The 24,548-nt window shown below is 66.3% G+C and carries 34 protein-coding genes and 2 pseudogenes; 28 read left to right on the forward strand and 8 right to left on the reverse strand.

Annotated features, from left to right (window positions below; all coding sequences use genetic code 11):
* Positions 1–27: 27 nt before the first annotated feature.
* Positions 28–291 (forward strand): annotated as a pseudogene (locus tag ACZ7L9_RS10975) (RHS repeat-associated core domain-containing protein); the annotation flags it as partial.
* Between the two features lie 656 nt (positions 292–947).
* On the opposite strand, the gene ACZ7L9_RS10980 reads toward ACZ7L9_RS10975, so the two are convergent.
* Positions 948–1,223 (reverse strand): response regulator transcription factor, encoded by a 276-nt coding sequence (locus ACZ7L9_RS10980; protein ID WP_471414329.1) that lies wholly within the window; start codon positions 1,221–1,223, stop codon positions 948–950.
* A gap of 1,077 nt (positions 1,224–2,300) precedes the next feature.
* Here ACZ7L9_RS10980 and ACZ7L9_RS10985 point away from each other — a divergent pair.
* Positions 2,301–2,744 (forward strand): nuclear transport factor 2 family protein, encoded by a 444-nt coding sequence (locus ACZ7L9_RS10985; RefSeq protein WP_471414331.1) that lies wholly within the window; start codon positions 2,301–2,303, stop codon positions 2,742–2,744.
* Positions 2,745–2,774: 30 nt separating this feature from the next.
* On the opposite strand, the gene ACZ7L9_RS10990 is transcribed toward ACZ7L9_RS10985, so the two are convergent.
* A complete protein-coding gene (locus ACZ7L9_RS10990; RefSeq protein ID WP_471414333.1) occupies positions 2,775–3,350 on the reverse strand; it encodes a transposase in 576 nt (191 codons plus the stop codon).
* Positions 3,351–4,182: 832 nt separating this feature from the next.
* On the opposite strand from ACZ7L9_RS10990, the gene ACZ7L9_RS10995 reads away from it, so the two are divergent.
* Positions 4,183–4,707: a hypothetical protein gene (locus tag ACZ7L9_RS10995; protein WP_471414335.1), complete on the forward strand. Its 525-nt coding sequence runs from the start codon at positions 4,183–4,185 to the stop codon at positions 4,705–4,707.
* A 142-nt stretch (positions 4,708–4,849) separates the two neighbouring features.
* Here the strand turns inward: ACZ7L9_RS10995 and ACZ7L9_RS11000 are convergent, their stop codons facing one another.
* From ACZ7L9_RS11000 to ACZ7L9_RS11020, 5 genes are all read right to left on the reverse strand, one after another.
* Entirely contained in the window at positions 4,850–5,275 is a 426-nt protein-coding gene (locus ACZ7L9_RS11000) for a hypothetical protein (RefSeq protein WP_471414336.1), read from the reverse strand.
* 1 nt (position 5,276) lies between these two features.
* The gene (locus ACZ7L9_RS11005) at positions 5,277–5,882 is read right to left on the reverse strand and encodes a response regulator (RefSeq protein ID WP_471414338.1); all 606 of its coding nucleotides are present in this window, start codon (positions 5,880–5,882) and stop codon (positions 5,277–5,279) included.
* A 49-nt stretch (positions 5,883–5,931) separates the two neighbouring features.
* The gene (locus ACZ7L9_RS11010) at positions 5,932–7,992 is read right to left on the reverse strand and encodes a PIG-L family deacetylase (RefSeq protein ID WP_471414671.1); all 2,061 of its coding nucleotides are present in this window, start codon (positions 7,990–7,992) and stop codon (positions 5,932–5,934) included.
* Positions 7,993–8,307: 315 nt separating this feature from the next.
* Positions 8,308–8,895: a Uma2 family endonuclease gene (locus ACZ7L9_RS11015; RefSeq protein ID WP_471414340.1), complete on the reverse strand. Its 588-nt coding sequence runs from the start codon at positions 8,893–8,895 to the stop codon at positions 8,308–8,310.
* Between the two features lie 49 nt (positions 8,896–8,944).
* A complete protein-coding gene (locus ACZ7L9_RS11020; protein WP_471414342.1) occupies positions 8,945–9,937 on the reverse strand; it encodes a helix-turn-helix domain-containing protein in 993 nt (330 codons plus the stop codon).
* 543 nt (positions 9,938–10,480) lie between these two features.
* Between ACZ7L9_RS11020 and ACZ7L9_RS11025 the strand changes: the two genes are divergently transcribed.
* Together ACZ7L9_RS11025 and ACZ7L9_RS11030 are read left to right on the forward strand one after the other, a co-directional pair.
* The gene (locus ACZ7L9_RS11025; protein WP_471414673.1) at positions 10,481–11,359 is read left to right on the forward strand and encodes a helix-turn-helix domain-containing protein; all 879 of its coding nucleotides are present in this window, start codon (positions 10,481–10,483) and stop codon (positions 11,357–11,359) included.
* Positions 11,356–11,565: a DUF397 domain-containing protein gene (locus tag ACZ7L9_RS11030; RefSeq protein ID WP_471414344.1), complete on the forward strand. Its 210-nt coding sequence runs from the start codon at positions 11,356–11,358 to the stop codon at positions 11,563–11,565. The genes ACZ7L9_RS11025 and ACZ7L9_RS11030 overlap by 4 nt, the downstream gene beginning before the upstream one ends.
* A 273-nt stretch (positions 11,566–11,838) precedes the next feature.
* Here ACZ7L9_RS11030 and ACZ7L9_RS11035 read toward each other — a convergent pair.
* Positions 11,839–12,069, reverse strand: a pseudogene (locus ACZ7L9_RS11035) (RNA ligase family protein); the annotation flags it as partial.
* Positions 12,070–12,597: 528 nt separating this feature from the next.
* On the opposite strand from ACZ7L9_RS11035, the gene rpsJ reads away from it, so the two are divergent.
* From rpsJ to ACZ7L9_RS11150, 23 genes are all read left to right on the forward strand, one after another.
* Complete coding sequence (gene rpsJ / locus ACZ7L9_RS11040; protein ID WP_003948644.1) at positions 12,598–12,906, forward strand: 30S ribosomal protein S10; 309 nt, start codon at positions 12,598–12,600, stop codon at positions 12,904–12,906.
* 13 nt (positions 12,907–12,919) lie between these two features.
* A complete protein-coding gene (rplC, locus tag ACZ7L9_RS11045) occupies positions 12,920–13,564 on the forward strand; it encodes a 50S ribosomal protein L3 (protein WP_266747960.1) in 645 nt (214 codons plus the stop codon).
* A gap of 4 nt (positions 13,565–13,568) precedes the next feature.
* Positions 13,569–14,219, forward strand: coding sequence for a 50S ribosomal protein L4 (gene rplD, locus ACZ7L9_RS11050; protein WP_072485541.1), 651 nt, complete (start codon positions 13,569–13,571; stop codon positions 14,217–14,219).
* Positions 14,219–14,542, forward strand: a complete 324-nt coding sequence (rplW, locus tag ACZ7L9_RS11055; protein ID WP_093897250.1) for a 50S ribosomal protein L23 — start codon at positions 14,219–14,221, stop codon at positions 14,540–14,542. The genes rplD and rplW overlap by 1 nt, the downstream gene beginning before the upstream one ends.
* 40 nt (positions 14,543–14,582) lie before the next feature.
* Positions 14,583–15,419 carry a 50S ribosomal protein L2 gene (gene rplB, locus ACZ7L9_RS11060; RefSeq protein ID WP_093773282.1) on the forward strand — a complete coding sequence of 279 codons (837 nt, stop codon included), beginning with the start codon at positions 14,583–14,585 and terminating at the stop codon, positions 15,417–15,419.
* A gap of 12 nt (positions 15,420–15,431) precedes the next feature.
* Entirely contained in the window at positions 15,432–15,713 is a 282-nt protein-coding gene (gene rpsS / locus ACZ7L9_RS11065; RefSeq protein ID WP_003966956.1) for a 30S ribosomal protein S19, read from the forward strand.
* Positions 15,714–15,756: 43 nt separating this feature from the next.
* Complete coding sequence (rplV, locus tag ACZ7L9_RS11070) at positions 15,757–16,104, forward strand: 50S ribosomal protein L22 (RefSeq protein ID WP_004571827.1); 348 nt, start codon at positions 15,757–15,759, stop codon at positions 16,102–16,104.
* On the forward strand, positions 16,104–16,946 hold the full coding sequence (gene rpsC / locus ACZ7L9_RS11075) for a 30S ribosomal protein S3 (RefSeq protein WP_093540760.1): 843 nt from the start codon (positions 16,104–16,106) through the stop codon (positions 16,944–16,946). Before rplV ends, rpsC begins: the two co-directional genes overlap by 1 nt.
* Positions 16,947–16,951: 5 nt before the next feature.
* A complete protein-coding gene (rplP, locus tag ACZ7L9_RS11080; RefSeq protein WP_072485538.1) occupies positions 16,952–17,371 on the forward strand; it encodes a 50S ribosomal protein L16 in 420 nt (139 codons plus the stop codon).
* Positions 17,371–17,595: a 50S ribosomal protein L29 gene (gene rpmC / locus ACZ7L9_RS11085; RefSeq protein ID WP_014047786.1), complete on the forward strand. Its 225-nt coding sequence runs from the start codon at positions 17,371–17,373 to the stop codon at positions 17,593–17,595. The genes rplP and rpmC overlap by 1 nt, the downstream gene beginning before the upstream one ends.
* Positions 17,595–17,903, forward strand: coding sequence for a 30S ribosomal protein S17 (gene rpsQ / locus ACZ7L9_RS11090; RefSeq protein ID WP_471414346.1), 309 nt, complete (start codon positions 17,595–17,597; stop codon positions 17,901–17,903). Before rpmC ends, rpsQ begins: the two co-directional genes overlap by 1 nt.
* A gap of 107 nt (positions 17,904–18,010) precedes the next feature.
* Complete coding sequence (gene rplN, locus ACZ7L9_RS11095; RefSeq protein ID WP_003966950.1) at positions 18,011–18,379, forward strand: 50S ribosomal protein L14; 369 nt, start codon at positions 18,011–18,013, stop codon at positions 18,377–18,379.
* A 2-nt stretch (positions 18,380–18,381) separates the two neighbouring features.
* Entirely contained in the window at positions 18,382–18,705 is a 324-nt protein-coding gene (gene rplX / locus ACZ7L9_RS11100) for a 50S ribosomal protein L24 (RefSeq protein ID WP_003966949.1), read from the forward strand.
* Entirely contained in the window at positions 18,705–19,262 is a 558-nt protein-coding gene (gene rplE, locus ACZ7L9_RS11105; protein WP_189544134.1) for a 50S ribosomal protein L5, read from the forward strand. The genes rplX and rplE overlap by 1 nt, the downstream gene beginning before the upstream one ends.
* Before the next feature lie 2 nt (positions 19,263–19,264).
* On the forward strand, positions 19,265–19,450 hold the full coding sequence (locus ACZ7L9_RS11110; protein WP_003948630.1) for a type Z 30S ribosomal protein S14: 186 nt from the start codon (positions 19,265–19,267) through the stop codon (positions 19,448–19,450).
* 224 nt (positions 19,451–19,674) lie between these two features.
* Positions 19,675–20,073: a 30S ribosomal protein S8 gene (gene rpsH, locus ACZ7L9_RS11115; protein WP_005313538.1), complete on the forward strand. Its 399-nt coding sequence runs from the start codon at positions 19,675–19,677 to the stop codon at positions 20,071–20,073.
* A 21-nt stretch (positions 20,074–20,094) separates the two neighbouring features.
* Positions 20,095–20,634 carry a 50S ribosomal protein L6 gene (gene rplF, locus ACZ7L9_RS11120; RefSeq protein WP_266747962.1) on the forward strand — a complete coding sequence of 180 codons (540 nt, stop codon included), beginning with the start codon at positions 20,095–20,097 and terminating at the stop codon, positions 20,632–20,634.
* A gap of 2 nt (positions 20,635–20,636) precedes the next feature.
* Positions 20,637–21,020, forward strand: a complete 384-nt coding sequence (rplR, locus tag ACZ7L9_RS11125; RefSeq protein WP_072485534.1) for a 50S ribosomal protein L18 — start codon at positions 20,637–20,639, stop codon at positions 21,018–21,020.
* Between the two features lie 47 nt (positions 21,021–21,067).
* Complete coding sequence (rpsE, locus tag ACZ7L9_RS11130; protein WP_030914151.1) at positions 21,068–21,673, forward strand: 30S ribosomal protein S5; 606 nt, start codon at positions 21,068–21,070, stop codon at positions 21,671–21,673.
* A complete protein-coding gene (gene rpmD / locus ACZ7L9_RS11135; RefSeq protein WP_030914154.1) occupies positions 21,673–21,855 on the forward strand; it encodes a 50S ribosomal protein L30 in 183 nt (60 codons plus the stop codon). Before rpsE ends, rpmD begins: the two co-directional genes overlap by 1 nt.
* 1 nt (position 21,856) lies before the next feature.
* Positions 21,857–22,312 (forward strand): 50S ribosomal protein L15, encoded by a 456-nt coding sequence (rplO, locus tag ACZ7L9_RS11140; RefSeq protein ID WP_037688017.1) that lies wholly within the window; start codon positions 21,857–21,859, stop codon positions 22,310–22,312.
* Between the two features lie 215 nt (positions 22,313–22,527).
* Complete coding sequence (secY, locus tag ACZ7L9_RS11145; protein WP_351078026.1) at positions 22,528–23,847, forward strand: preprotein translocase subunit SecY; 1,320 nt, start codon at positions 22,528–22,530, stop codon at positions 23,845–23,847.
* Positions 23,847–24,503: an adenylate kinase gene (locus ACZ7L9_RS11150; protein ID WP_471414350.1), complete on the forward strand. Its 657-nt coding sequence runs from the start codon at positions 23,847–23,849 to the stop codon at positions 24,501–24,503. The genes secY and ACZ7L9_RS11150 overlap by 1 nt, the downstream gene beginning before the upstream one ends.
* Positions 24,504–24,548: the final 45 nt, after the last annotated feature.

The raw sequence follows: 24,548 nt of genomic DNA on the forward strand, positions 1-24,548 counted from the left end.
GACATACCTGCTGGCAGCCCTCTTTAAAGCGACGATTACGGAAATGCGCGGGGCAGCCAGCTGCCGGTGCGCTATGGCTGGCTCGGCGGCAAGCAGCGTTCGGCGGAGACGCTCACCGGCCTGACGTTGATGGGCGTGCGACTCTACAACCCGGTCACCGGACGGTTCCTGTCGGCGGACCCGGTGCACGGCGGCGGTGATAACCGCTCCGGTTATCCAGGCGATCCGGTCAATCAGTTCGACCTCGACGGAAAGAGCTGGTGGAGCCGGACCAAGAGGTTCGTCAAGCGGAACCGAGTGATCATTGCGTCGTTCTCTGCCGGCGTGGCATGCGGTGTTTTCACGGCTGACCTGAGGTCGCAGTACAACAACTAAACGCGATCAGTCGACTCTCTGTGGCGGACGCGCCCAGCGAAATGGTTCAAGAAATACGTTTGGTGTGGTCCTGGATCTAGAGCATCGGGCTTCCGATGTCGTTAGTTGAGTCCTGGGCTTGCGGGAGGGCTCAAGATGGTCAGCCCTCCCGTAACTCCCCTCAGAGAAATGACTGACATGCAAAAGAGATGGACAGATGAGCCCTCCGGGAAAGTAGTCTTCATCCTGGGAGGTTTGATATTCATCTTCTCCTCTTGGAGGTCCTGGTGGGTCATACTTCCGGGAATCGTCACCGCCAACTGGCTCATCCTGCTTTTTCGGGACGTTAAGGAATCCATCAAAACTAAGAGGTCGCGGCGGAAAGGCGACTGAAGGATTGGCATACGCCTCGCGGCGGTCCGGCGGCACCCACCTGGATCAATCTCGGACCCGCACGTGCAGATTTTACTGCCCCCTCTCGATTCGCGTGAGGAGAGGGTCGGCGAGATCCGGGAAGGGCTGAAGCGGAGAAGCGAGGGACTAAAAAGCGAAGTAGTGCCTGTGTCGGAGCGGGAAGCTTCGTGACATGGACGTCATATCCATCCGTGCCGCTCCCCGATGCGTACGGCGTCCACGAGGGTGCGTGCGTGGAGTTTGCCCGTGGCGAGGGAGAGATGGTTGCGGACGGTGCGTACGGAGAGGAACAGTTCGGCTGCCGTCTCGGCGGCGCCCATGCCCTGGGCGGCCAGCTGGAGGATCTCGGTTTCGCGTGGGGTGAGCGGGGATGGCCCCGCGTTGCGCTCCTCGGCGAGCAGACCGGGGTCGTACACCGTGCCGCCCGCCGCCACCGTGCGGATCGCGGCCAGCACCTGCCCGGCTGAGGCCGACTTCAGCAGGTTAGCCGGTTGCGCCCGCTTCCCGGGCTGCCCGCAGGTGTCCTGGCCGGTCGAGCACGGTCAGGATGAGGGTGCGGCATGACGGCAGTGAAGGAAGGATTTGAGGAAAGCGTGGGCAACGACGACAGGAACATGAAAAATCGAGTGGTTTTCTGCCTGACGTACATATGGACGCTACTCGTCGGGGCTGCCGGCGCGACGGCGACACAGTCAGGAGGCTTCGTCGATCACCTTTGGGGGTATGTTTCACACACCTCGACCATCATTGCTTCGATAGTTTTACTTCTTTACGCCGCCCTGGCTCCAGTGGTGGGACCTGTATTCATCTCGCCGGGCGCGAGCGTGAGACCTGCCGGAAAATGGTCCCGCTTTACAGCTGGAATTTATATTCTGGGATTAACTGGTCTTTTCGTCCTTGGATCCGGTCTCGTGCAGGGGACCGGAGACATAATCAGCAGGGCCAGAGCCGTTGGTCAATTTTTCGTCACACCTGGATGCTTGGTTGTGGCCGTATTGACCGCCGCCTACTGCGCATGGTCCCCAGTGGTCTGGCCGACCGGCGCATTCATTCGCTGGTTGACCGCAAGACCGCACGGGCCGCATGTCAGGCCTCGCGGCCCTGAAAAGAGTTCTCAGTAGTCCCTCACCAGAGCGGGTCAGGACTCCGTCTGCCGCCGCTACACGGGATATCACGGGCCAAGCGGTACGTGTACCTGAGCCTGTGGAGAAACCATGGGTGACCTTGTCGAGCTGTTGCTCCGTGTGCTGAAGGGGCTTGCCCGAGTGGCATCCGGTTTTCTTGAGTACATGAATCTCCGAGATGGGGCGCGTGGCCTCAAGCAAGACCTGAGGTGCCGACAGAAAAACCGCTTACTCCAACCGCGAACCGGTACTTCCGGCCCTTCTGGCGGCACTAGGGCCTGTGTCGAAAGTGGATCTTGATGATGTACTTGTCTTACTTCACAGGTAATGGTTTCAGCCTGCCTGCGTTGGCAAGATTGGCGATCTGTCCGCGTCGACAGGACTCGGGCCGGGACGGAGGGGGCAGCCATGTCCATAGCCACACCTACGAACACGCGCACCGTGGTTGAAGAGCTGCTGCGCAGGATCGGTGAGGGCGACCCTGAGCGCATTGCCGAGCTGTATGCCGAGCAGGGCGATTGGAAGCTGGACTGGCCGGAGGCCGAGCATGGTCGTGCCGCCACGCCGTGGATCCGTCACCGGTTAACTCGGGCCGACGCCGCCGCTCACTATCGCGAGCTTGCCGAGCACCACATGCCGGAGCATGTGGCGACCGAGGTCGAGCGCATCCTCATCGACGGTAACGACGCGGTCGTACTCGGCGAGATCCGCCAGACCGCCCGGCCCACCAGACGTGCGTATCGCGCGCGGTTCGCCCTGCACCTCACCGTCGAAGACGGCCTTGTCACCCGGCACCATGTCTACGAGGACAGCCTCGCCGTCGCCCAGGCATTCGAGGCGGAGGATCAGTGAAGGGCCACAGGCCGATCGCGAAGGTGCTGGTCACAGCCACTCGTTGATAGCTGCGATGAGGACGGTAGCTTCGTAGCGGACGGCGAGTTTGTCGTACCGGGTGGCCACGGCCCGATGCCGCTTGAGGCGATTGATTCCGCACTCCACTGCGTGGCGCTGGCGGTAGTCGGTCTTGTCGAACTTCGGCGGCCGGCCGCCGCGGGACCCGAGCTTCTTGCGGTTGCGGATCTGGTCCTTCTTCTCCGGGATCGTGCAGCGGATCCCGCGGCGGCGCAGGTAAGCGCGGTTCTTGGCCCTGCATACCGTGGAGTCGACACTGATGTCCCAGGTGATCAGCTGCTTCGCGTCGGCCTGAGCCTGGAGTTCGGTGAAGATCCGGTGCCAGGTGCCGTCCCGTTGCCATCGGCGGAACAGGTCGTACGACCGGCCCCACGGCCCGTACTCCGCAGGGAGGTCCCGCCAGAGGATGCCGGTGCGGACCCGGAACCGTATGCCATCGATTAGCTGCCGCCTGGCCCACGTTGGCGGCCGTCCGGGCTTCTTACCTTTCGGCAACAGCGGTTCCAGCACCACCCATTGCGCGTCCGTCAGATCTCCACGTGCCACAAACCAAGATCATCACATGTCCGAGATCCACTTTCGATACAGGCCCTAGTGGCGATGCTTAATCCGGTGCGAGAAATGAGATCACGTGAGAAAAGTTGATCAGCGGAAGAACTCCATAGTTTTCTTCGTGCTGGGTTGCCTTTCTTTGCTCAGTGGAGTTGTTGTTTCGCTGGCCCTTGGCAGGGCTGAAGGTGCTCCAATCCTCGGATCCGCGGGATTGATTCTCGCTGTGGCATGGATATTCCAGCGGAGTACGGAGTGACCTACAGTAAGGCGACATCTGGAAACCGTCTGGCATAGCCTGACTGCTCAACGCTCGGGGGGCTGTGATCCGCAGTTCCCCGAGCGCATGTAAAGGGCCGGTTCGGTGGCTCCGGTGACTGTGGATACGACAACAACTTCCGCATCCACAGTCACCGGAGCCCTGGAATTCCGCAAGGGCAACCGGCGCACCTCATATGCCGCCGCCAGGATAGGAGTGGCCGGATTCGCCAGAGGGGCCTTCTGTGCGGCGAGCGTCGTCTGCGGCGTCGCGGCAGGAGCGGCGGCCGGAATGGGAGCGTACGCGGCATCGAACGCCGGTACGCGGAACTGGCGCGGGGGCAGTTTGCCCTGGCGGGCGGGGTCGGATCCGTCGGCGGCGGTCTTGCCGCGAGATCAGCCAAGGGACATCGTTCGGCACCAAGGCTGCCATGTGGCGGCTGAGCGCGAAGGTGCGCGTCGCGAGGTGGCGGATGAACTGGAAGTGGCGAAAGCTCCGCTGATCTGACGCCACCCAAGAACCTCCACAGCAGAAGAATCCGACAGCAGACATGGGAATTCGGAGCGAGGCGTGATGTTGATGTGGGGCGGCGGCGTCGGCGCCGGACTCGTCGTGGCGGCCGTGGCCGCCGGCTTGGGCAGCGGATGGGTCATTGCCCTGGCCGCGGTCCTGGCCGTCATGGCCGGGATTCTCTGCCGGGGCCTCCTCGGAAGCCGTGACGGGAGCACGGAAGGGCTTGAGGAGAGGGGTGAGGAAGCCGGACGGATCGGTGAGCTCTATGAGATCTCACCGGAAAACGGCGCGAAAATCGCGGCGCTCTCCACCGTCCGTCTCGCTCCCTCCGACATCCGCTACGTGCTCACGACCAAGAGGCAGCGCGGCGGGTTCCTGAAATCGATCGTGATGATCGAATCGGCGGACGACGGGCCGGTCTTGATGGAGATGTCGATACCCGCCGACACGGTCGCCGCTCTGCGACGGGTGGCGGACAAACCGGAAAGAGACCGGGTCCTCACGCGCTTCCTCGATTCGCCAGTCCATTTCGCTGACCGAACACACCGGGATCCAGGTCGGGGTGGGCGGAAACGCGGGTGACAGGGGAGCGGCGGATGCGACTGGCAGTCAGGGATTCAGGGAAATCCCACAAGCAACAGGGTCACGCCTCGGCTCATGAAGCATGAGCGTCGCCACATGAAGCAATGGCAGCGCTGTGGCCGTCGTTTCGCCCACATGTACCTCAGAGCAGGGGCCAATCCATCCCGCAACAAATGGGAGCGGCGTGCCGGATGGGCCGATGGGGGCTCGTGCTGAAGCAGTCCTCAAGGCGGCCTTGGTGGCTGTTCGTGCTGCTTGGCGCCGTCGGCGTGACGTGCTTGGCGGCCGTCGGCGTATGGGTCCTCGATGTCTTCATGATGTCCGACCCGGGGCCTCCGCCTGTGGGCGTCAGGATCGACGGCGCGCATATCACCGTGAAGGCCCGGACGAGAAGGTCGAGAAGGTCGAGGTTTTCGACAACGAAGCCGAACGGCTGCTGTGGCAGGCGTCGGCACCCCGGACCGAGAGTTCTTCTTCCCGGCATCGCATGTTCGCGCGACGTATGGAGGGACTTGCCGTCGAGTGAGATCCGGGTCTCGTCGAGCAGGGCCGACAGCAGGACACGCATGTCATATCCATCCGTGCCACTCCCCGATGCGTACCGCGTCCACGAGGGTGCGTGCGTGGAGTTTGCCCGTGGCGAGGGAGAGGTGGTTGCGGACGGTGCGTATGGAGAGGAACAGTTCGGCTGCCGTCTCGGCGGCGCCCATGCCCTGGGCGGCCAGCCGGAGGATCTCGGTTTCGCGTGGGGTGAGCGGGGATGGCGCCGCGTTGCGCTCCTCGGCGAGCAGAGCGGGGTCGTACACCGTGCCGCCCGCCGCCACCGTGCGGATCGCGGCCACCACCTGCCCGGCCGAGGCCGACTTCAGCAGGTAGCCGGCCGCGCCCGCTTCCCGGGCCGCGCGCAAATGTCCTGGTCGGTCGAGCACGGTCAGGACGAGGGCGCGGCATGACGGCAGCCGTTCGGTGAGCTGACGGGCCGTGGTGATGCCGTCCTGGCCAGGCATGGACACATCCAGCACCGCAACGTCGGGGCGGGTGGCCAGGGCGGCCGCGAACACCTCGTCCCCGCGGGCGGTCTGGGCCACGACCTCGATGCCGGGCTCGCGCCCGAGCACGGCGACGAGTCCCTCCCGTACGACCGTCATGTCCTCGGCGATCAGCACCTTGATCATGATCAAAGGATGTCAGCCGCGGCCCTTCGACCCGCGCCCACCTGCGTCGTCAGGCCGTCCGGGGCTGCCAGAGCCAGGGGTGGGCGTCGACTCCCAGCGCCACCACCGTCGGCCGTCCGTCCTTCCCGAGGTGCAGCGCCGGACCGTCCAGCGGCACCGGGCCGTGCTCCCGTACGGAGAGCCGTCCGGCGGTACGGACCTGGACCAGACCCTTCTCGGTGCGGCCCAGCAGCACCGCGGCGTGCGACGAACCGGCCGCGACCACCGGTCCGTACCCGTGGAAGCCGGTCCGGTCTTCGACGATCCGCCCATACCCGTCGATGCCGGTCTCCGCCGCCGTCTCCCCGGTCCGTACGGTCGTCATCGCGGCCTTCGCCGCCGCCCGGTAGAACAGGTCGATGGACCCGTCCGATGCCGCCAGCGCACCCGGACCGTCACCCGGCACCGGCACCCCGCTGATCTGAGTGCGCGCGCTGACCGGGGCGCCGGGCGCGTCCTGCGTCCAGTGATGCACCGCGAAACGGCCCGCCGCGAAGACATGGACGCGCCCCGCGTCGTCCACCACGGCGGACAGCCCGTCCTGGATCTCGCCCCCGCCCATGTCCCGCCACCCGCTCCACCGGCCGGACGTGTCCCGTACCCGGGTACTGAGGCCCTTCTCCGCGTTCCGTACGAAGAGGTGGACCCGCCCGTCGGGCGCGGCGACCGCGACCGGGACGCCGATCCGGCGCCCGGCGTCATCGGCGCGCTCCGGGTTCCCCAGGCCCCGCCAGGCACGGAAACCGCCACCCGGGGAGCGCTGCTCCAGCGCGACGATCTCGCGCTCGTTGTCCGCCCCGCGCCCGCCGAGCTCGGCGAACCGCAGCCCGAAGAGCAACTGTCGCCCGTCCGGCAGCGTCGCACCGCCGAGGATCGGTGCGAGCGGGCCACCGCCGAGGTCGTCCGGCGTGTCCCACACCCCGCTGCCCGGCGCGCTTTCGCGCCAGCGCACCGCCCGCAACCCCAGCACCCCGTACGCGACGAGCCGGCTGTCCGGGCCGGCGGCGACGGCCGGCCGGGGGCCCGGGTAGCGGTAGTGGGTGGACCGTACCCAGCCCTTCCGGTTGGTCAGCGGGCGGTTGCCGCCGACGCCGTAGTCACCGCAGCCTGCGGGGTTGCCGCAGTGCCAGTCGGCCGAACCCCCGTACGGCACCAGGAGCGACGCCTTCTCCGCCAGCACGGCGGGCGGCAGATTCTTCGGCCAGTGCCGGTTGTAGTACCCGCGGAACGCCGTGGTGGCGAAGCTCGGTACCTTTCCGCCGTTCTGGGTGGACCGCGCCACCCACTGGATCAGCGCAGTCCAGGTGAACAGGGCGGTCGCGGTGTGGTCGGGATGGTCGGAGTAGCCCTTCTGCTCGCTGTCCCGTCGCCGGACGATCTCGCTGCTGTGCTGGATGTCGGGGTCCGGGTCCATGGTGTGCACGATGCTGGGCCGGTACCGGTCGAACAGCCCGACCAGAACATCGATCAGCCCGTCGTACGTGTACGACCCCACCTGTTTCAGCGGCGAGTTGTCGGCGACGACGGTGGGCAGGACGAGCCGCCGGTCCTGCCAGAGGCTGGGCAGCCCGAGACGCCCGTACGTGGTGTGCATGGCGGTGTTGATGAAGATCAGTTCGACCTTGCGGCCGTCGTGCGAAAGGCTGTTGATCTCGGCCCGGTGGTTGCCGGCGAGGTCGATGACGGACTTCTGCCAGGCCGTGAACCGGCCGAGTCCGAGCAGCGTCGCGTACGCCTGGCGGAGCCCCTGGTGACGGGAGGAGGAGTACGCGGCCTTGTCGGGGGTGGGTAGCGGCCGGCCGGGCATGCGATTGATGCCGGTGGCCTCGCCGCCGGTCAGATAGACGCAGACCAGTGGCGTCCCGGCGTAGAAGGCCTGCTGGGTGTCGGGGTTCATGAAGTACAGGTCGTCGTCCGGGTGGGCGAGGATCTGCATCATCAGAGCCGGGCGCGATGTGCTGATCGGCAGTCCGGGCCTCGAGTCCGCAGCGGTGTCCTGGCGGCCGGGAGACGGGGGCACGGTGCAGGCGCTGAGGGCTGCCAGGCCGGTCACACCGGCCGCCGCCGTCATCAGAGTGCGCCGCGACACTCCCGGAAGAGATGTGCGCAACGCAGGCCGATCCGTCACACCGTGCTCCGTTCACTTCCCCCGCAGCGGGCGGCTGTGCGGCCCTGTGCTGCGTGCCGATTCCGTGCAGGCGGCGGCGGGGGGCGAGCCGCTGCTGCGGGGGGATAGACGGAGATTCCCGGAGGTGGGTTGCCTGGGTTTCTGCGGGTGTGGGCCGAAGTACCCGAACGGCCTACGGCGGGATGCAGGGCCCAGGCCGTGGTGGTGCTCTTGTTCACCCACACCTGCCCCACCCAAGCCGTACGAGTGGGGACGGACTCAGGCGTAGCGGGGGAGTGCGTCGGTCGAGATCGTCCACTCGCCGATGGTGACGTCCTCGCCGTACACGAAATCCTTGCGGATCGCGTATCGAGGACCTTCCGGCGTCGGGTGGATTTCGGAGAGGACGGCGCCGGTGCCCGTACGGGGATCGAAGATCGCGTAGACGGGGATGCCGAGCAGTGGGTAGTCCCGCATCTTGCTCACCCAGTCGTTGTCCGGGTTGGAGCGTGAGACGACTTCGATGGCGGCGATGAGCGTACGAGGGTCGACAGAGCTCACAACCTCCATGTCCGTCTCGGCGATCACCATGATGTCCGGGTGTCGCAGGATGCCCCGAGGCGTGTCCTCCACGTCAGGAGTCCCGGTATGGGCCACCAACTCTTCCGGCATCACCTTTTCCAGGCGTTTCCGGATGCGCAGCGCCGTCAGCTCGTGGGGTCCGGCGGGCGCCATCATGTCGTGGACGATTCCTTCTTCGGTGATCTCGAATTTGCCGGGAACGCTGTCCTGCGTCCGTTCGACGATGTCGCGCATGGCCTGGTAGCGGAGCACGTCCCGCTGTGCGTCGTCCGGGGCGGTGGCCATGGCGTGCGCTCCTCGTCTGTGCCCGGGGGCAAGGGTCGTCACATTCATGCTAGGCGGCCTCCACCAGGTCGGATCGGCAGTCGTGGCAGTGGCCGGGCTCCAGTGCCCGGAAGGCACGGTCGCAGCCGTCGCAGTTCTGCAGCGGGGCGGGGCGTCCCGCGCTGTCCGATGACGGAGCGGCGGGCAGTGGGGGCGGCAGGAGTACGGCAAGGCGGTGGGCGAGGAGGCCCGCCGGGTGGGTCAGGGGCTCGGGGAGGTCGGTGACGAGGGTGCGGCGGACGGCATCGGGGTGGGCGTCGCGTTCGAGCCAGGTGGCGACGGCGGGGGCCAGCCGGTGGATGTCGTCCTCGGTCAGCAGCAGCCGGGGTTCCAGGCGGCGCAGGCCCGCGAGGAGATCGGTGGCCGCGCGGTGACGTTCCAGGTCGAGGACCAGTGGCTGGGGGAGCGGCGGGCGCGGAGGAGTGGAGGGCTGTGGCGGTACGTGGGCGGGGGCAGGCTCCTGGCCAGGTGGCGGCACGGGGACGGTGGGTTTCTCCGTGTCCGGCCGGCGTGGGGGAGCGGGTGCGATCTCCTGCGCTGGTACGGCGGCCGCGTGCCGAGGTCCGGGGGCCGGGCGGCTGGGCGTGGGCCGGAGGCCGCGGGGTTGGTTGGGCGCTGCGGCGAGGCTCGCGTCGGTGGAGGGCCGGTTGTACGAGACGGTGCGGGTGACGATCCGGCCGTTGGCCAGGCGTGTGCGGGTGCGTCGCAGGTAGCCGTGGGCTTCGAGTTCGCGTAACGCGGCGGCGATCCGGGTCTCGCTCTCGGGGAAGCGGGCGGCGAGGTCCTTGATGCCGATCCCGGCGCCGGCGGGCAGCGACTGGATGTGTGCGGCGAGCCCGATCGCGGTGAGGGAGAGCTCGCGGTGCTGGGTGAGGTGGTTGCCCACGACGGTGAAGCGGCTGGTGTGCCGGGTGTTGTCGTGCACGACACCGGAGGACGGCGCGGCATCTCCGTGTACGCGGGACAGGGTGCGCAAGGGCGCGCTAATCTGCTGAGTATCCATCGGGAAGGTGCTACTTCCTCGTTGGTCAGGCCCTCGATCGGGATTGCGAGTCCCGGCCGGGGGCCGACGCATGTCTGGGGTTGTTTGTCGCGGCGAGCATATGCCAGCCAACCAGCCCGAAATCCAGCCGAGTTGGCCAACCTCACCCGTGTGGGTGACTTGAGGTGGGGTGGGGTGGGGTGGGGAAGGTTCTTTACCCGGTTCTTGGATCTTTGATGTCGCGCATGACCGCGTCACGGCCGACGGGTGCGCGGCTCGCCGCGTCACGGCCAGCCGGGTCGTGGCTGTCGCGACCCGGTGGAGCGGGTCACCGTAGCGAGCAGCACGGTAAACGCGCGGCTGGAGGCTGTGAGTTGAGGATGAGTGATTTCTCGGTTCACGCCACTCGGCGTGGCCGGGCCTGCATACCGTGAAGAGTGATGAAGCCCTTGCGTACGGCAACTGTCCCGTGGTTGTCCAGCGTTGTCCTGGCTGTCCGGGGTGACGGGCCGGGGGCAGAAGGGGTTGAGGAAGAACGGCACGCACGGTGGAAGCGGGGCACGGATGAGCGTGGATGGGGCCGGTACGGGACGTACTGACGGCGGGGCGGACGAGCCCGGCTGGGAAGTCGATCCCGATGACGAGTCGGGCGTGGCCGTGGTCGCCGCCGTGGGCCGCCAGATCAAGGTGTGGCGGGAGTCGGCGGGGCTGCGGGCCGGCGAGTTCGGTATGGCGATCGGGTACGGGGAGGACCTGGTCTACAAGGTGGAGGGCGGTCGGCGGATCCCCCGGCCGGAGTTCCTGGACAGGGCCGACGAGGTGCTGGGCGCGGGCGGGAAGCTCGTCGCGATGAAACGGGATGTGGCGGAGGTCCGGTACCCGAAGAAGGTTCGGGAACTGGCCAAGTTGGAGTCCCGGGCGGTGGAGCTCGGGTTGTACGGCAACCACAACATCCATGGCCTTCTACAGACGCCCGAGTATGCGCGCGCCTTGTTCGAGATGAGGAGGCCCTCCTACTCGGAGGACGAGGTGGAAAGAGTGCTGGCCGCACGCATGGCCAGGCAGTCCATCTTTGAAAGGTCATCTGCCCCCGCGCTCAGTTTCGTCCAGGAAGAGGTGACCCTGAGTCGTCCGATCGGAGGCAGAATGGTGCTGCGTCGACAGCTCGAACGTCTTCTGGAGGTAGGGCAGTTGCGGAATGTCGAAATCCAGGTGATGCCGACCAACCGTGAAGACCACGCAGGGATGGGCGGCGCGATCGAGGTATTGAAGTTTGAGGACGGCACGGCAGTAGGACGTTCAGACGGTGCTTTCGCCGGCCGTCCGGTCTCCGATCCCAAGCAGCTCAGGATCCTTGAACTGTGCTATGGGATGATCCGGGCGCAGGCTCTCCCGCCTCGGGAGTCGCTGGCTTTCATCGAGCAAGTGCTGGGAGAGACATGATTCGCAAGCCCTCTGCCGGGGATGCTTCCGAGCTGGAGTGGTTCAAGAGCAGCTACAGCAGTAGTAGCGAAGGTGACTCTTGTGTCGAGGTGGCGACCACTTCCGGTGCCGTACGTATCCGCGATTCCAAGGTGGCACTGGGGCCCCAGTTGGCCTTCCCGCCGAGCGTATGGGCCGGCTTCGTCTCCTACGCGTCCGGCAACTGACCGTCCGACGGCCGCCGCCGGACAGCCCCGGAGCTCCGCCCGACGGCCTGCTCCTCACCGCACCGTCGGCATCTCGCTCGCGACCGCCCGCCGCACCCCCGCCTCCGGGATGCCGCGCAGCAGCCGGGCGCCGATCTCCGCGAGCCGGGCCTCGTCGGGCGGGGTCCGTCCCAGGCCGATGGCGTACTGGATGTGGGACGCGTCGGCGCCGAACGGTCGGGGCCAGGCGGGGGCGTCCGGCGAGCCTGCTTCCGCGAGAGCGGCGAGCAGGGCCCCGATCCGGCCCTGGAGCGCCTTCACCCAGCCCCGCGAGGGGTGGTGGGCGGAATCGAGCGAGCGGGCGTGGAGGCCGTCGGCGTAGAGCGTGGTGTTCTCGCCGTCCAGCTTCTCGGTGACGACGACCTCGCGGCCGGCCGGCCCGGCGAGATCCGCGATCCGCACGTCGTCCGAGGTGGCCCCCGGGGACCAGGGCAGATGCGCGGTGCGCGGACAGTGCGTACGCATGATGTGAAGCCTCGGATGACGACGGCGTGTCCGGCCGGTCACCGGAGGAGCGGGGGTGCGGGACGCTCGAACGAATTACGGGGGAGGGCGGCGCCCGGCACGGCTCCGGCCGCGCGCCCGCGTTTGACCACCGGAACGCGCGGGGTAAGATCCTCCACCCGATTGGCCAGGCTCGCGCCCCGTATGGCACACTGCTCAGGTTGCTCGGTTGAGTGTCAATGCTGCGCGCCTCCCGCCGGGAGGACCGGAAGCGAGTCCCACAGTACTCGTCGACCCCTGCGGGTCGGACGTACGGGAATCTTCCGGGAAGCGTCAGTGGGGCGCCGGCCAGGCACCCGGTGGGTGTTTCGCCCCCGACGCTCTTCATCGAGCACAGCGCGGTCCTCGGGCCCGCACCCCCTTGGTTGGGAAATCCTTCGGGAGATCTACGTAGAGGGGATGCGACACGCCCGACCGCGTGGGTCGGAGGCGGGGTTACCAGAGCCCTCGGGTTCCAGAGCGTTACGAGAGACAGGACTACTAGTAGCCATGGCGGGACAGAAGATCCGCATCCGGCTCAAGGCCTACGACCACGAGGTCATCGACTCCTCGGCGAAGAAGATCGTCGAGACGGTGACCCGCACTGGTGCGTCGGTCGCGGGCCCGGTGCCGCTGCCCACTGAGAAGAACGTGTACTGCGTCATCAAGTCGCCGCACAAGTACAAGGACTCGCGCGAGCACTTCGAGATGCGCACGCACAAGCGCCTCATCGACATCCTCGACCCCACGCCGAAGACGGTTGACTCGCTGATGCGTCTCGACCTGCCGGCGGGCGTCGACATCGAGATCAAGCTCTGAGGTGACGCGCGAGATGGCTAAGAACATTAAGGGCGTCCTGGGCGAGAAGCTCGGCATGACCCAGGTCTGGGACGAGAACAACCGGGTCGTCCCGGTGACCGTCGTCAAGGCCGGGCCCTGTGTCGTCACCCAGGTCCGCACCAACGACCGCGACGGCTACGAGTCGGTTCAGCTCGCCTTCGGCGAGATCGACCCGCGCAAGGTGAACAAGCCCCTCAAGGGCCACTTCGCCAAGGCCGACGTGACCCCGCGCCGCCACCTGGTGGAGCTCCGCACCCCTGACGCCGGCGAGTACACGCTGGGCCAGGAGGTCACCGCCGAGGTGTTCGAGTCCGGCGTCAAGGTTGACGTCACGGGCAAGAGCAAGGGCAAGGGCTTCGCCGGTGTCATGAAGCGTCACAACTTCAAGGGCGGCAAGGCGTCCCACGGTGCCCACCGTGTGCACCGCATGCCCGGCTCCATCGGTGGCTGTGCCACCCCCGGCCGTGTCTTCAAGGGCATGCGCATGGCGGGTCGCATGGGCAACGAGCGTGTCACCACCCAGAACCTGACCATCCACGCGGTTGACGCGGAGAAGGGTCTGCTCCTCATCAAGGGCGCGGTCCCCGGTCCGAACGGCGGCCTCGTCCTGGTCCGTACCGCGGCCAAGGGGGCTTGAGGTAATGAGCACCATTGACATCCTTTCGCCGGCAGGCGACAAGGCCGGTACCGTCGAGCTCCCCGCGGAGATCTTCGACGCCAAGACCAGCGTTCCGCTGATCCACCAGGTCGTTGTCGCGCAGCTGGCAGCTGCCCGTCAGGGCACGCACAAGACCAAGACCCGCGGCGAAGTCCGTGGCGGTGGCCGCAAGCCGTACCGCCAGAAGGGCACCGGCCGCGCGCGCCAGGGTTCGACCCGTGCGCCGCAGTTCGCCGGCGGTGGCGTCGTCCACGGCCCGCAGCCGCGTGACTACTCGCAGCGGACCCCGAAGAAGATGAAGGCCGCCGCCCTGCGCGGTGCCCTCTCGGACCGGGCCCGTCACTCCCGCATCCACGTCGTCACCGGCGTGGTCGACGGTGCAGTGTCCACGAAGGCCGCCAAGACGCTGTTCGGCAAGATCTCGGAGCGCAAGAACCTGCTCCTGGTCGTCGACCGCGCCGACGAGGCCGCGTGGCTGTCCGCCCGCAACCTGCCCCAGGTGCACATCCTGGAGCCGGGCCAGCTGAACACGTACGACGTGATCGTCTCTGACGACGTGGTCTTCACCCAGGCCGCCCTCGAGTCCTTCGTGTCTGGCCCCCAGACCGCTGAGACCGAAGGGAGCGACGCCTGATGAGCGAGGCGACCGTTACCAGCAAGACCTACTCGGACCCGCGCGACGTTCTCGTCAAGCCGGTTGTTTCCGAGAAGAGCTACGCGCTGCTCGACGAGAACAAGTACACGTTCATCGTCGCGCCCGGCTCCAACAAGACCCAGATCAAGCAGGCCGTGGAAGCGGTCTTCTCGGTCAAGGTCACCGGGGTCAACACGATCAACCGGCAGGGTAAGCGCAAGCGCACCAAGACCGGTTTCGGCAAGCGCGCCGACACCAAGCGCGCCATCGTGACCCTCGCCGAGGGCGACCGTATCGACATCTTCGGCGGTCCGACCGCCTGAGGGCGGTCTGGATCGTCCGGAATCGGACGAGGACTGAGAAATGGGTATCCGCAAGTACAAGCCGACGACCCCGGGCCGTCGTGGCTCCAGCGTCGCCGACTTTGTCGAGATCACGCGGTCCACGCCGGAGAAGTCGCTGGTCCGCCCCCTGCACAGCAAGGGCGGCCGTAACAACGCCGGTCGTGTGACCGTTCGCCACCAGGGCGGTGGCCACAAGCGCGCCTACCGAGTGATCGACTTCCGTCGTCACGACAAGGACGGCGTGCCGGCCAAGGTCGCGCACATCGAGTACGACCCCAACCGCACCGCGCGCATCGCGCTCCTGCACTACGCGGACGGCGAGAAGCGCTACATCATCGCGCCGCGTGGCCTGACGCAGGGCGACCGTGTCGAGAACGGCCCGGCCGCCGACATCAAGCCCGGCAACAACCTGGCGCTGCGCAACATCCCGGTCGGTACGACCATCCACGCCATCGAGCTGCGGCCCGGCGGCGGCGCGAAGTTCGCCCGTTCCGCGGGTGCCTCCGTGCAGCTGCTGGCGAAGGAGGGCACCATGGCCCACCTTCGTATGCCGTCGGGTGAAATCCGCCTGGTCGACGCCCGCTGCCGCGCCACCATCGGCGAGGTCGGCAATGCCGAGCAGTCGAACATCAACTGGGGCAAGGCCGGCCGCATGCGCTGGAAGGGCGTCCGCCCGACCGTCCGCGGTGTCGCGATGAACCCGGTTGACCACCCGCACGGTGGTGGTGAGGGCAAGACCTCCGGTGGTCGCCACCCGGTCTCGCCGTGGGGTCAGAAGGAGGGTCGTACTCGCTCGCCGAAGAAGGCATCGAGCAAGTACATCGTCCGCCGCCGCAAGACGAACAAGAAGCGCTAGGAGCGGGTTTAGATGCCGCGCAGTCTCAAGAAGGGGCCCTTCGTCGACGGCCACCTCATCAAGAAGGTGGACGTACAGAACGAGGCAGGCACCAAGAACGTCATCAAGACCTGGTCCCGTCGCTCGATGATCGTCCCGGCCATGCTGGGTCACACCATCGCGGTGCACAACGGCAAGATCCACGTCCCGGTGTTCGTCACCGAGTCGATGGTCGGCCACAAGCTCGGCGAGTTCTCGCCGACTCGCACCTTCCGCGGCCACGTCAAGGACGACCGGAAGTCGAAGCGCCGCTAACCGCGGGGTGGAAACGACTATGACTTACACCGAAGGGACAACCATGGAAGCCAGGGCCCAGGCGCGGTACATCCGCGTCACGCCCATGAAGGCCCGCCGCGTGGTGGACCTCATCCGTGGCATGGACGCCACGGAGGCTCAGGCGGTCCTGCGTTTCGCCCCGCAGGCCGCGAGCGTGCCGGTTGGCAAGGTGCTGGACAGCGCCATTGCCAACGCCGCACACAACTACGACCACACCGACGCCTCTTCGCTGGTCATCAGCGAGGCGTACGTGGACGAGGGCCCGACCCTGAAGCGGTTCCGTCCGCGTGCTCAGGGCCGTGCCTACCGGATCCGTAAGCGGACCAGCCACATCACCGTGGTCGTCAGCAGCAAGGAAGGAACCCGGTAATGGGCCAGAAGGTAAACCCGCACGGGTTCCGGCTCGGCATCACCACGGACTTCAAGTCCCGTTGGTACGCCGACAAGCTGTACAAGGACTACGTCAAGGAAGACGTCGCCATTCGTCGCATGATGACGAAGGGCATGGAGCGGGCCGGCATCTCGAAGGTCGAGATCGAGCGCACCCGCGACCGCGTCCGCGTTGACATCCACACCGCCCGCCCGGGCATCGTCATCGGCCGCCGCGGCGCCGAGGCCGACCGCATCCGTGGCGAGCTGGAGAAGCTGACCGGCAAGCAGGTCCAGCTGAACATCCTCGAGGTCAAGAACCCCGAGGTGGACGCTCAGCTGGTGGCCCAGGCCGTCGCCGAGCAGCTCTCCTCCCGCGTCTCCTTCCGTCGTGCCATGCGTAAGAGCATGCAGAGCTCGATGAAGGCCGGCGCCAAGGGCATCAAGATCCAGTGCGGTGGCCGCCTCGGCGGCGCCGAGATGTCCCGCTCGGAGTTCTACCGCGAGGGCCGTGTGCCCCTGCACACGCTCCGCGCGAACGTCGACTACGGCTTCTTCGAGGCCAAGACGACCTTCGGCCGCATCGGTGTGAAGGTCTGGATCTACAAGGGCGACGTCAAGAACATCGCCGAGGTCCGCGCCGAGAACGCCGCTGCCCGCGCAGGCAACCGCCCGGCCCGTGGCGGCGCTGACCGCCCGGCCGGCCGCGGTGGCCGCGGTGGCGAGCGTGGCGGTCGCGGTCGCAAGCCGCAGCAGCAGTCGGCTCCGGCTGCCGAGGCCCCCAAGGCCGAGGCTCCCGCCGCTGCCGCTCCGGCTGCCGAGAGCACCGGAACGGAGGCCTGACCGAAATGCTGATCCCCCGTAGGGTCAAGCACCGCAAGCAGCACCACCCGAAGCGCAGCGGTATGTCCAAGGGTGGCACGCAGGTTGCGTTCGGCGAGTACGGCATCCAGGCGCTGACCCCGGCGTACGTGACGAACCGCCAGATCGAGGCAGCTCGTATCGCGATGACCCGCCACATCAAGCGTGGCGGCAAGGTCTGGATCAACATCTACCCGGACCGTCCCCTGACGAAGAAGCCGGCCGAGACCCGCATGGGTTCCGGTAAGGGTTCTCCCGAGTGGTGGATCGCGAACGTCAAGCCGGGTCGGGTGATGTTCGAGCTGTCCTACCCGAACGAGAAGATTGCTCGTGAGGCGCTTACCCGCGCTGCTCACAAGCTTCCGATGAAGTGCCGCATCGTTCGGCGCGAGGCAGGTGAGGCGTGATGTCGGCCGGAACCAAGGCGTCCGAGCTGCGCGAGCTGGGCAACGAGGAGCTGCTCAACAAGCTCCGCGAGGCCAAGGAAGAGCTGTTCAACCTCCGCTTCCAGGCGGCGACCGGGCAGCTCGAGAACCACGGTCGGCTCAAGTCCGTCCGTAAGGACATCGCCCGGATCTACACCCTGATGCGCGAGCGCGAGCTGGGCATCGAGACGGTGGAGAGCGTCTGATGAGCGAGAAGACTGTGACTGAGACGACTGAGAACAAGAGCGGCTCGGCCGCGGGCGACCGCGGTTTCCGCAAGACCCGTGAGGGCCTGGTCGTCAGCGACAAGATGGACAAGACCGTCGTCGTCGCTGTCGAGGACCGGGTCAAGCACGCGCTGTACGGCAAGGTCATCCGCCGTACGAACAAGCTCAAGGCGCACGACGAGCAGAACGCCGCAGGCGTCGGCGACCGCGTCCTCCTGATGGAGACCCGGCCGCTGTCCGCCACGAAGCGGTGGCGCATCGTCGAGATCCTCGAGAAGGCCAAGTAATTCCTGAGGGGCACTCCCCTCAGGCAAGTTCCGCCAGGCTCGGTGGGGGCCCGCTCCGGTGACGGAGTGGCCCCCGCCGGGAACCGGCAGACGATCAGGAGATAGACGTGATCCAGCAGGAGTCGCGACTTCGCGTCGCCGACAACACGGGTGCGAAGGAAATCCTCACCATCCGTGTTCTCGGTGGTTCGGGTCGCCGCTACGCGGGCATCGGTGACGTCATCGTCGCCACCGTCAAGGACGCGATCCCCGGTGGCAACGTGAAGAAGGGTGACGTCGTCAAGGCCGTCATCGTTCGCACCGTCAAGGAGCGTCGCCGTCAGGATGGCTCGTACATCCGCTTCGACGAGAACGCCGCCGTCATTCTGAAGAACGACGGTGACCCCCGCGGCACCCGCATCTTCGGCCCGGTGGGCCGGGAACTGCGCGAGAAGAAGTTCATGAAGATCATCTCGCTCGCGCCGGAGGTGCTGTAAGCATGAAGATCAAGAAGGGCGACCTGGTTCAGGTCATCACCGGTAAGGACAAGGGCAAGCAGGGCAAGGTCATCGTGGCCTACCCGGCTCAGGACCGCGTCCTCGTCGAGGGTGTCAACCGGGTCAAGAAGCACACCAAGGCCGGTCAGACCGCTCGCGGTTCGCAGACCGGTGGCATCGTCACGACCGAGGCCCCCATCCACGTGAGCAACGTTCAGCTCGTCGTGGAGAAGGACGGCAACAAGGTCGTCACGCGCGTCGGTTACCGCTTCGACGACGAAGGCAACAAGATCCGCGTTGCCAAGCGGACGGGTGAGGACATCTGATGGCTACCACCACCACTCCGCGTCTGAAGACGAAGTACCGCGAGGAAATCGCCGGCAAGCTGCGTGAGGAGTTCTCGTACGAGAACGTCATGCAGATCCCCGGCCTGGTCAAGATCGTGGTCAACATGGGTGTGGGCGACGCCGCCCGCGACTCCAAGCTGATCGACGGCGCCGTGCGCGACCTCACCACGATCACCGGCCAGAAGCCGGCCGTCACCAAGGCCCGCAAGTCCATCGCGCAGTTCAAGCTGCGTGAGGGCCAGCCGATCGGCTGCCACGTCACCCTCCGTGGTGACCGGATGTGGGAGTTCCTGGACCGTACGCTGTCGCTCGCGCTGCCGCGTATCCGTGACTTCCGTGGCCTGTCGCCGAAGCAGTTCGACGGCCGTGGCAACTACACCTTCGGTCTCACGGAGCAGGTCATGTTCCACGAGATCGACCAGGACAAGATCGACCGGGTCCGGGGCATGGACATCACCGTGGTCACCACGGCGACCAATGACGACGAGGGTCGTGCCCTCCTTCGTCACCTCGGCTTCCCGTTCAAGGAGAACTGACCGTGGCGAAGAAGGCTCTGATCGCTAAGGCCGCCCGTAAGCCGAAGTTCGGCGTTCGCGGGTACACCCGCTGCCAGCGCTGCGGCCGGCCCCACTCCGTCTACCGCAAGTTCGGCCTGTGCCGCGTGTGCCTTCGTGAGATGGCTCACCGTGGCGAGCTGCCGGGCGTGACCAAGAGCTCCTGGTAATTCTCCTTCGCCCTCCGGGCGTTGGGAATTGACGGAAGCTCTCGGTAAGCATCTGGTCGGCAGGAGCCCGCCCTCACATGCCGTAGGCTTGTGGGGTTGGGCGCCTGCCGCCCAAGACCGACTTACTACGCCGTAGGTCCCCGCACCGCACCCGTCCTGCCTCTGAGTGGGGAGAGGGATGGCGCATACAGGAAACCCCGGCGAGAGAGGCCGAAGGCCAATTCATGACCATGACTGATCCCATCGCAGACATGCTCACGCGTCTGCGTAACGCGAACTCGGCATACCACGACTCCGTCGTGATGCCGCACAGCAAGATCAAGTCGCACATCGCGGAGATCCTCCAGCAGGAGGGCTTCATCACCGGCTGGAAGGTCGAGGACGCCGAGGTCGGCAAGAACCTCGTCCTCGAGCTGAAGTTCGGCCCGAACCGCGAGCGCTCGATCGCCGGCATCAAGCGAATCTCGAAGCCGGGTCTGCGTGTATACGCAAAGTCCACCAACCTGCCGAAGGTCCTCGGCGGCCTGGGCGTGGCGATCATCTCCACGTCCCACGGTCTCCTGACCGGCCAGCAGGCTCAGAAGAAGGGCGTAGGTGGGGAAGTCCTCGCCTACGTCTGGTAGTCGGGAACGGAGGAATAGCTCATGTCGCGAATCGGCAAGCTCCCCATCCAGGTTCCCGCCGGTGTGGACGTCACCATCGATGGCCGCACGGTCGCGGTGAAGGGCCCCAAGGGAACCCTCACGCACACCGTCGCGTCGCCGATCGAGGTCACCAAGGGTGAGGACGGCTTCCTCAGCGTCACCCGCCCGAACGACGAGCGTCAGAACAAGGCCCTCCACGGCCTGTCCCGCACGCTGGTGGCGAACATGATCACCGGTGTGACCCAGGGATACACCAAGGCGCTCGAGATCAGTGGTGTCGGTTACCGCGTCCAGGCGAAGGGCTCCAACCTGGAGTTCGCCCTGGGCTACAGCCACCCGATCCTGATCGAGGCCCCGGAGGGCATCACCTTCAAGGTGGAGTCCCCCACGAAGTTCTCCGTCGAGGGCATCGACAAGCAGAAGGTCGGCGAGACCGCGGCCAAGATCCGCAAGCTGCGGAAGCCTGACCCGTACAAGGCCAAGGGCGTCAAGTACGCCGGCGAGGTCATCCGCCGCAAGGTCGGAAAGGCTGGTAAGTAGCCATGGCATACGGCGTGAAGATCGCCAAGGGCGACGCCTACAAGCGTGCCGCCCTCAAGCGTCGCCACATCCGCGTCCGCAAGCACATCTCCGGTTCGCCGGAGCGTCCGCGCTTGGTCGTGACGCGGTCCAACCGCCACATGGTCGCTCAGGTCATCGACGACATCGCGGGCCACACGCTCGCGTCGGCGTCGACCCTGGACGCTTCCATCCGTGGTGGCGAGGGCGACAAGAGCACCCAGGCCAAGCAGGTCGGCGCCCTGGTCGCTGAGCGTGCCAAGGCCGCAGGCGTCGAGGCCGTCGTGTTTGACCGCGGTGGTAACCAGTACGCCGGGCGGATTGCCGCTCTGGCTGACGCCGCCCGTGAAGCCGGGCTGAAGTTCTAAGCCCCGGTTCCTACGCACAGCGGACGTAACAGAGAGAGGTAAATCCAATGGCTGGACCCCAGCGCCGCGGAAGCGGTGCCGGTGGCGGCGAGCGGCGGGACCGGAAGGGCCGTGACGGCGGCGCAGCTGCCGCCGAGAAGACCGCGTACGTTGAGCGCGTTGTCGCGATCAACCGCGTCGCCAAGGTTGTGAAGGGTGGTCGTCGCTTCAGCTTCACCGCGCTGGTCGTGGTGGGCGATGGTGACGGCACCGTCGGTGTCGGTTACGGCAAGGCCAAGGAAGTTCCCGCGGCCATTGCCAAGGGCGTGGAAGAAGCCAAGAAGAACTTCTTCAAGGTTCCGCGTATCCAGGGCACCATTCCTCACCCGATCCAGGGCGAGAAGGCTGCGGGCGTCGTCCTGCTGAAGCCTGCTTCCCCCGGTACCGGTGTTATCGCCGGTGGCCCGGTGCGCGCCGTTCTGGAGTGCGCCGGCGTTCACGACATCCTGTCGAAGTCGCTCGGCTCCGACAACGCGATCAACATCGTGCACGCGACCGTGGCGGCCCTCAAGGGCCTGCAGCGTCCCGAGGAGATCGCGGCTCGCCGTGGTCTGCCGCTCGAGGACGTCGCCCCTGCGGCTCTGCTTCGTGCGCGTGCGGGAGCGGGTGCGTAATGGCTCGCCTCAAGATCACGCAGACGAAGTCGTACATCGGCAGCAAGCAGAACCACCGCGACACCCTGCGCTCGCTCGGGCTCAAGCGCCTGAACGACGTGGTCGTCAAGGAGGACCGTCCCGAGTTCCGCGGCATGGCTCACACCGTCCGCCACCTCGTGACGGTTGAGGAGGTCGACTGACATGGCGGAGAACAACCCGCTGAAGGCCCACGACCTCCGGCCTGCCCCGGGCGCCAAGACCGCCAAGACCCGTGTGGGTCGTGGTGAGGCGTCCAAGGGTAAGACCGCCGGTCGTGGCACCAAGGGCACCAAGGCCCGCTACCAGGTTCCGGAGCGCTTCGAGGGTGGCCAGATGCCCCTCCACATGCGTCTCCCGAAGCTCAAGGGCTTCAAGAACCCGTTCCGCACCGAGTACCAGGTCGTGAACCTGGACAAGCTCGCGACGCTCTACCCCGAGGGTGGAGAGGTCACCGTGGCCGACCTGGTCGCCAAGGGTGCGGTGCGCAACAACCACCTCGTCAAGGTCCTCGGACAGGGCGAGATCTCCGTGGCGCTGCAGGTTTCGGTTGACGCCGTCTCCGGCTCCGCCAAGGAGAAGATTGCCGCCGCCGGCGGCACCGTCACCGAGCTCGTCTGAGACAACTCGATGGCCTGAACATCCGACCGGGGATGCCTCTCATGTGAGGCATCCCCGGTTGGTCGTTCCTAGGTGGGCATGGTCGCCGGTAAGGTGGCGTGCGTTGTTGTGTGGTAACCGCTCGGGCTCCCGTCCGGGTACTTTTGACTGTTACGTATTCGTCGATCCTCAAGACCGTCACCTCTTCGCATTGCGCGGGGGTCGCAGGAGGCACCGTGCTCACCGCGTTCGCCCGGGCGTTCAAGACGCCCGACCTGCGCAAGAAGCTGCTCTTCACGCTCGGCATCATCGTGATCTACCGGCTCGGGGCACACATCCCCGTACCGGGAGTGAGCTACGAGAACGTCCAGACCTGTGTTGATCAGGCCAGCAAGGGCAACAACAGCCTCTTCGGCCTGGTGAACATGTTCAGCGGTGGTGCACTGCTGCAGATCACGATCTTCGCGCTCGGCATCATGCCGTACATCACGGCCAGCATCATTCTTCAGCTGCTGACCGTGGTGATTCCCCGACTCGAGGCGCTCAAGAAGGAGGGGCAGTCCGGCCAGGCCAAGATCACGCAGTACACGCGTTATCTGACCGTCGCGCTCGCCATCCTCCAGGGCACCGGCCTGGTGGCCACCGCCACCAGTGGCGCACTGTTCAGCGGCTGCCCGGTCGCCGACCAGATCGTGCCGAACCAGTCGATCTTCACGACCATCGTCATGGTGATCACCATGACCGCGGGCACCGCGGCCGTCATGTGGCTCGGTGAGCTCATCACCGACCGCGGCATCGGCAACGGCATGTCGATCCTGATGTTCATCTCGATCGCCGCCAGCTTCCCCGGCGCCCTGTGGGCCATCAAGACCAGCGGCAAGCTGGCCGATGGCTGGATCGAGTTCGGCACCGTCATCCTGATCGGCTTCGTGATGGTGGGCCTCGTCGTCTTCGTCGAGCAGGCCCAGCGCCGTATCCCGGTGCAGTACGCGAAGCGCATGATCGGCCGTCGGTCGTACGGCGGGACGTCGACGTACATTCCGCTGAAGGTGAATCAGGCGGGTGTGATTCCCGTCATCTTCGCTTCTTCGCTGCTCTACATCCCTGCCCTGATCGTGCAGTTCTCCAACTCCACCGCGGGCTGGGCCACCTGGATCAAGGACAACTTCGTCAAGGGCGACCATCCGTACTACATCACGGCGTACTTCCTGTTGATCGTCTTCTTCGCCTTCTTCTATGTGGCGATCTCGTTCAACCCCGAGGAAGTCGCCGACAACATGAAGAAGTATGGTGGCTTCATCCCGGGTATCCGGGCTGGTCGACCTACTGCCGAGTATCTGAGCTACGTGCTCAACAGGATCACTTGGCCGGGCTCGCTGTATCTGGGTCTGATCGCTCTTGTGCCGACGATGGCGTTGGCAGGCTTCGGCGGCGCTAACCAGAACTTCCCCTTCGGCGGGACAAGCATCCTCATCATCGTGGGTGTGGGTCTGGAGACCGTGAAGCAGATCGAGAGTCAGCTCCAGCAGCGCAATTACGAAGGGTTCCTCCGCTGATGCGAATCGTCCTCGTCGGGCCGCCCGGTGCCGGCAAGGGAACGCAGGCTGCGTACCTTGCCAAGAACCTGTCGATTCCGCAGATCTCCACGGGCGATCTCTTCCGCGCCAACATCAGCCAGGGCACCGACCTTGGCAAGCAGGCCCGCGCCTACATGGACGCGGGGCAGTTGGTACCGGACGAGGTCACCATCGGAATGGCCAAGGACCGCATGTCCCAGCCCGACGCCGAGAACGGCTTCCTGCTGGACGGCTTCCCGCGCAACGTGGGTCAGGCCGAGGCCCTTGACGTCATGCTCAAGGACGAGGGCACCAAGCTGGACGCGGTCCTGGACCTGGAGGTCCCCGAGGACGAGGTGGTCAAGCGCATCGCCGGCCGCCGGATCTGCCGGAACGACGGCTCGCACGTCTTCCACGTGACGTACAACCCGCCGAAGACCGAGGGTGTCTGCGACACCTGCGGCGGCGAGCTGTTCCAGCGCGACGACGACAGCGAGGAGACGGTTCGTACTCGGCTGGAGGTCTACCACACGCAGACCGAGCCGATCATCGACTACTACCGGGCCCAGAACCTGGTGGTCACCATCTCCGCGCTCGGCAAGGTCACCGATGTGACCGAGCGGGCGATGGAGGCTCTCAAGTCCGACAAGGGCTGAGCGCGACACCCGCAGTACTTGTGCAGTCGGCCGCGGCGCCCATGG

The sequence above is a fragment of the Streptomyces sp. NPDC111516 genome (genome assembly GCF_055635345.1).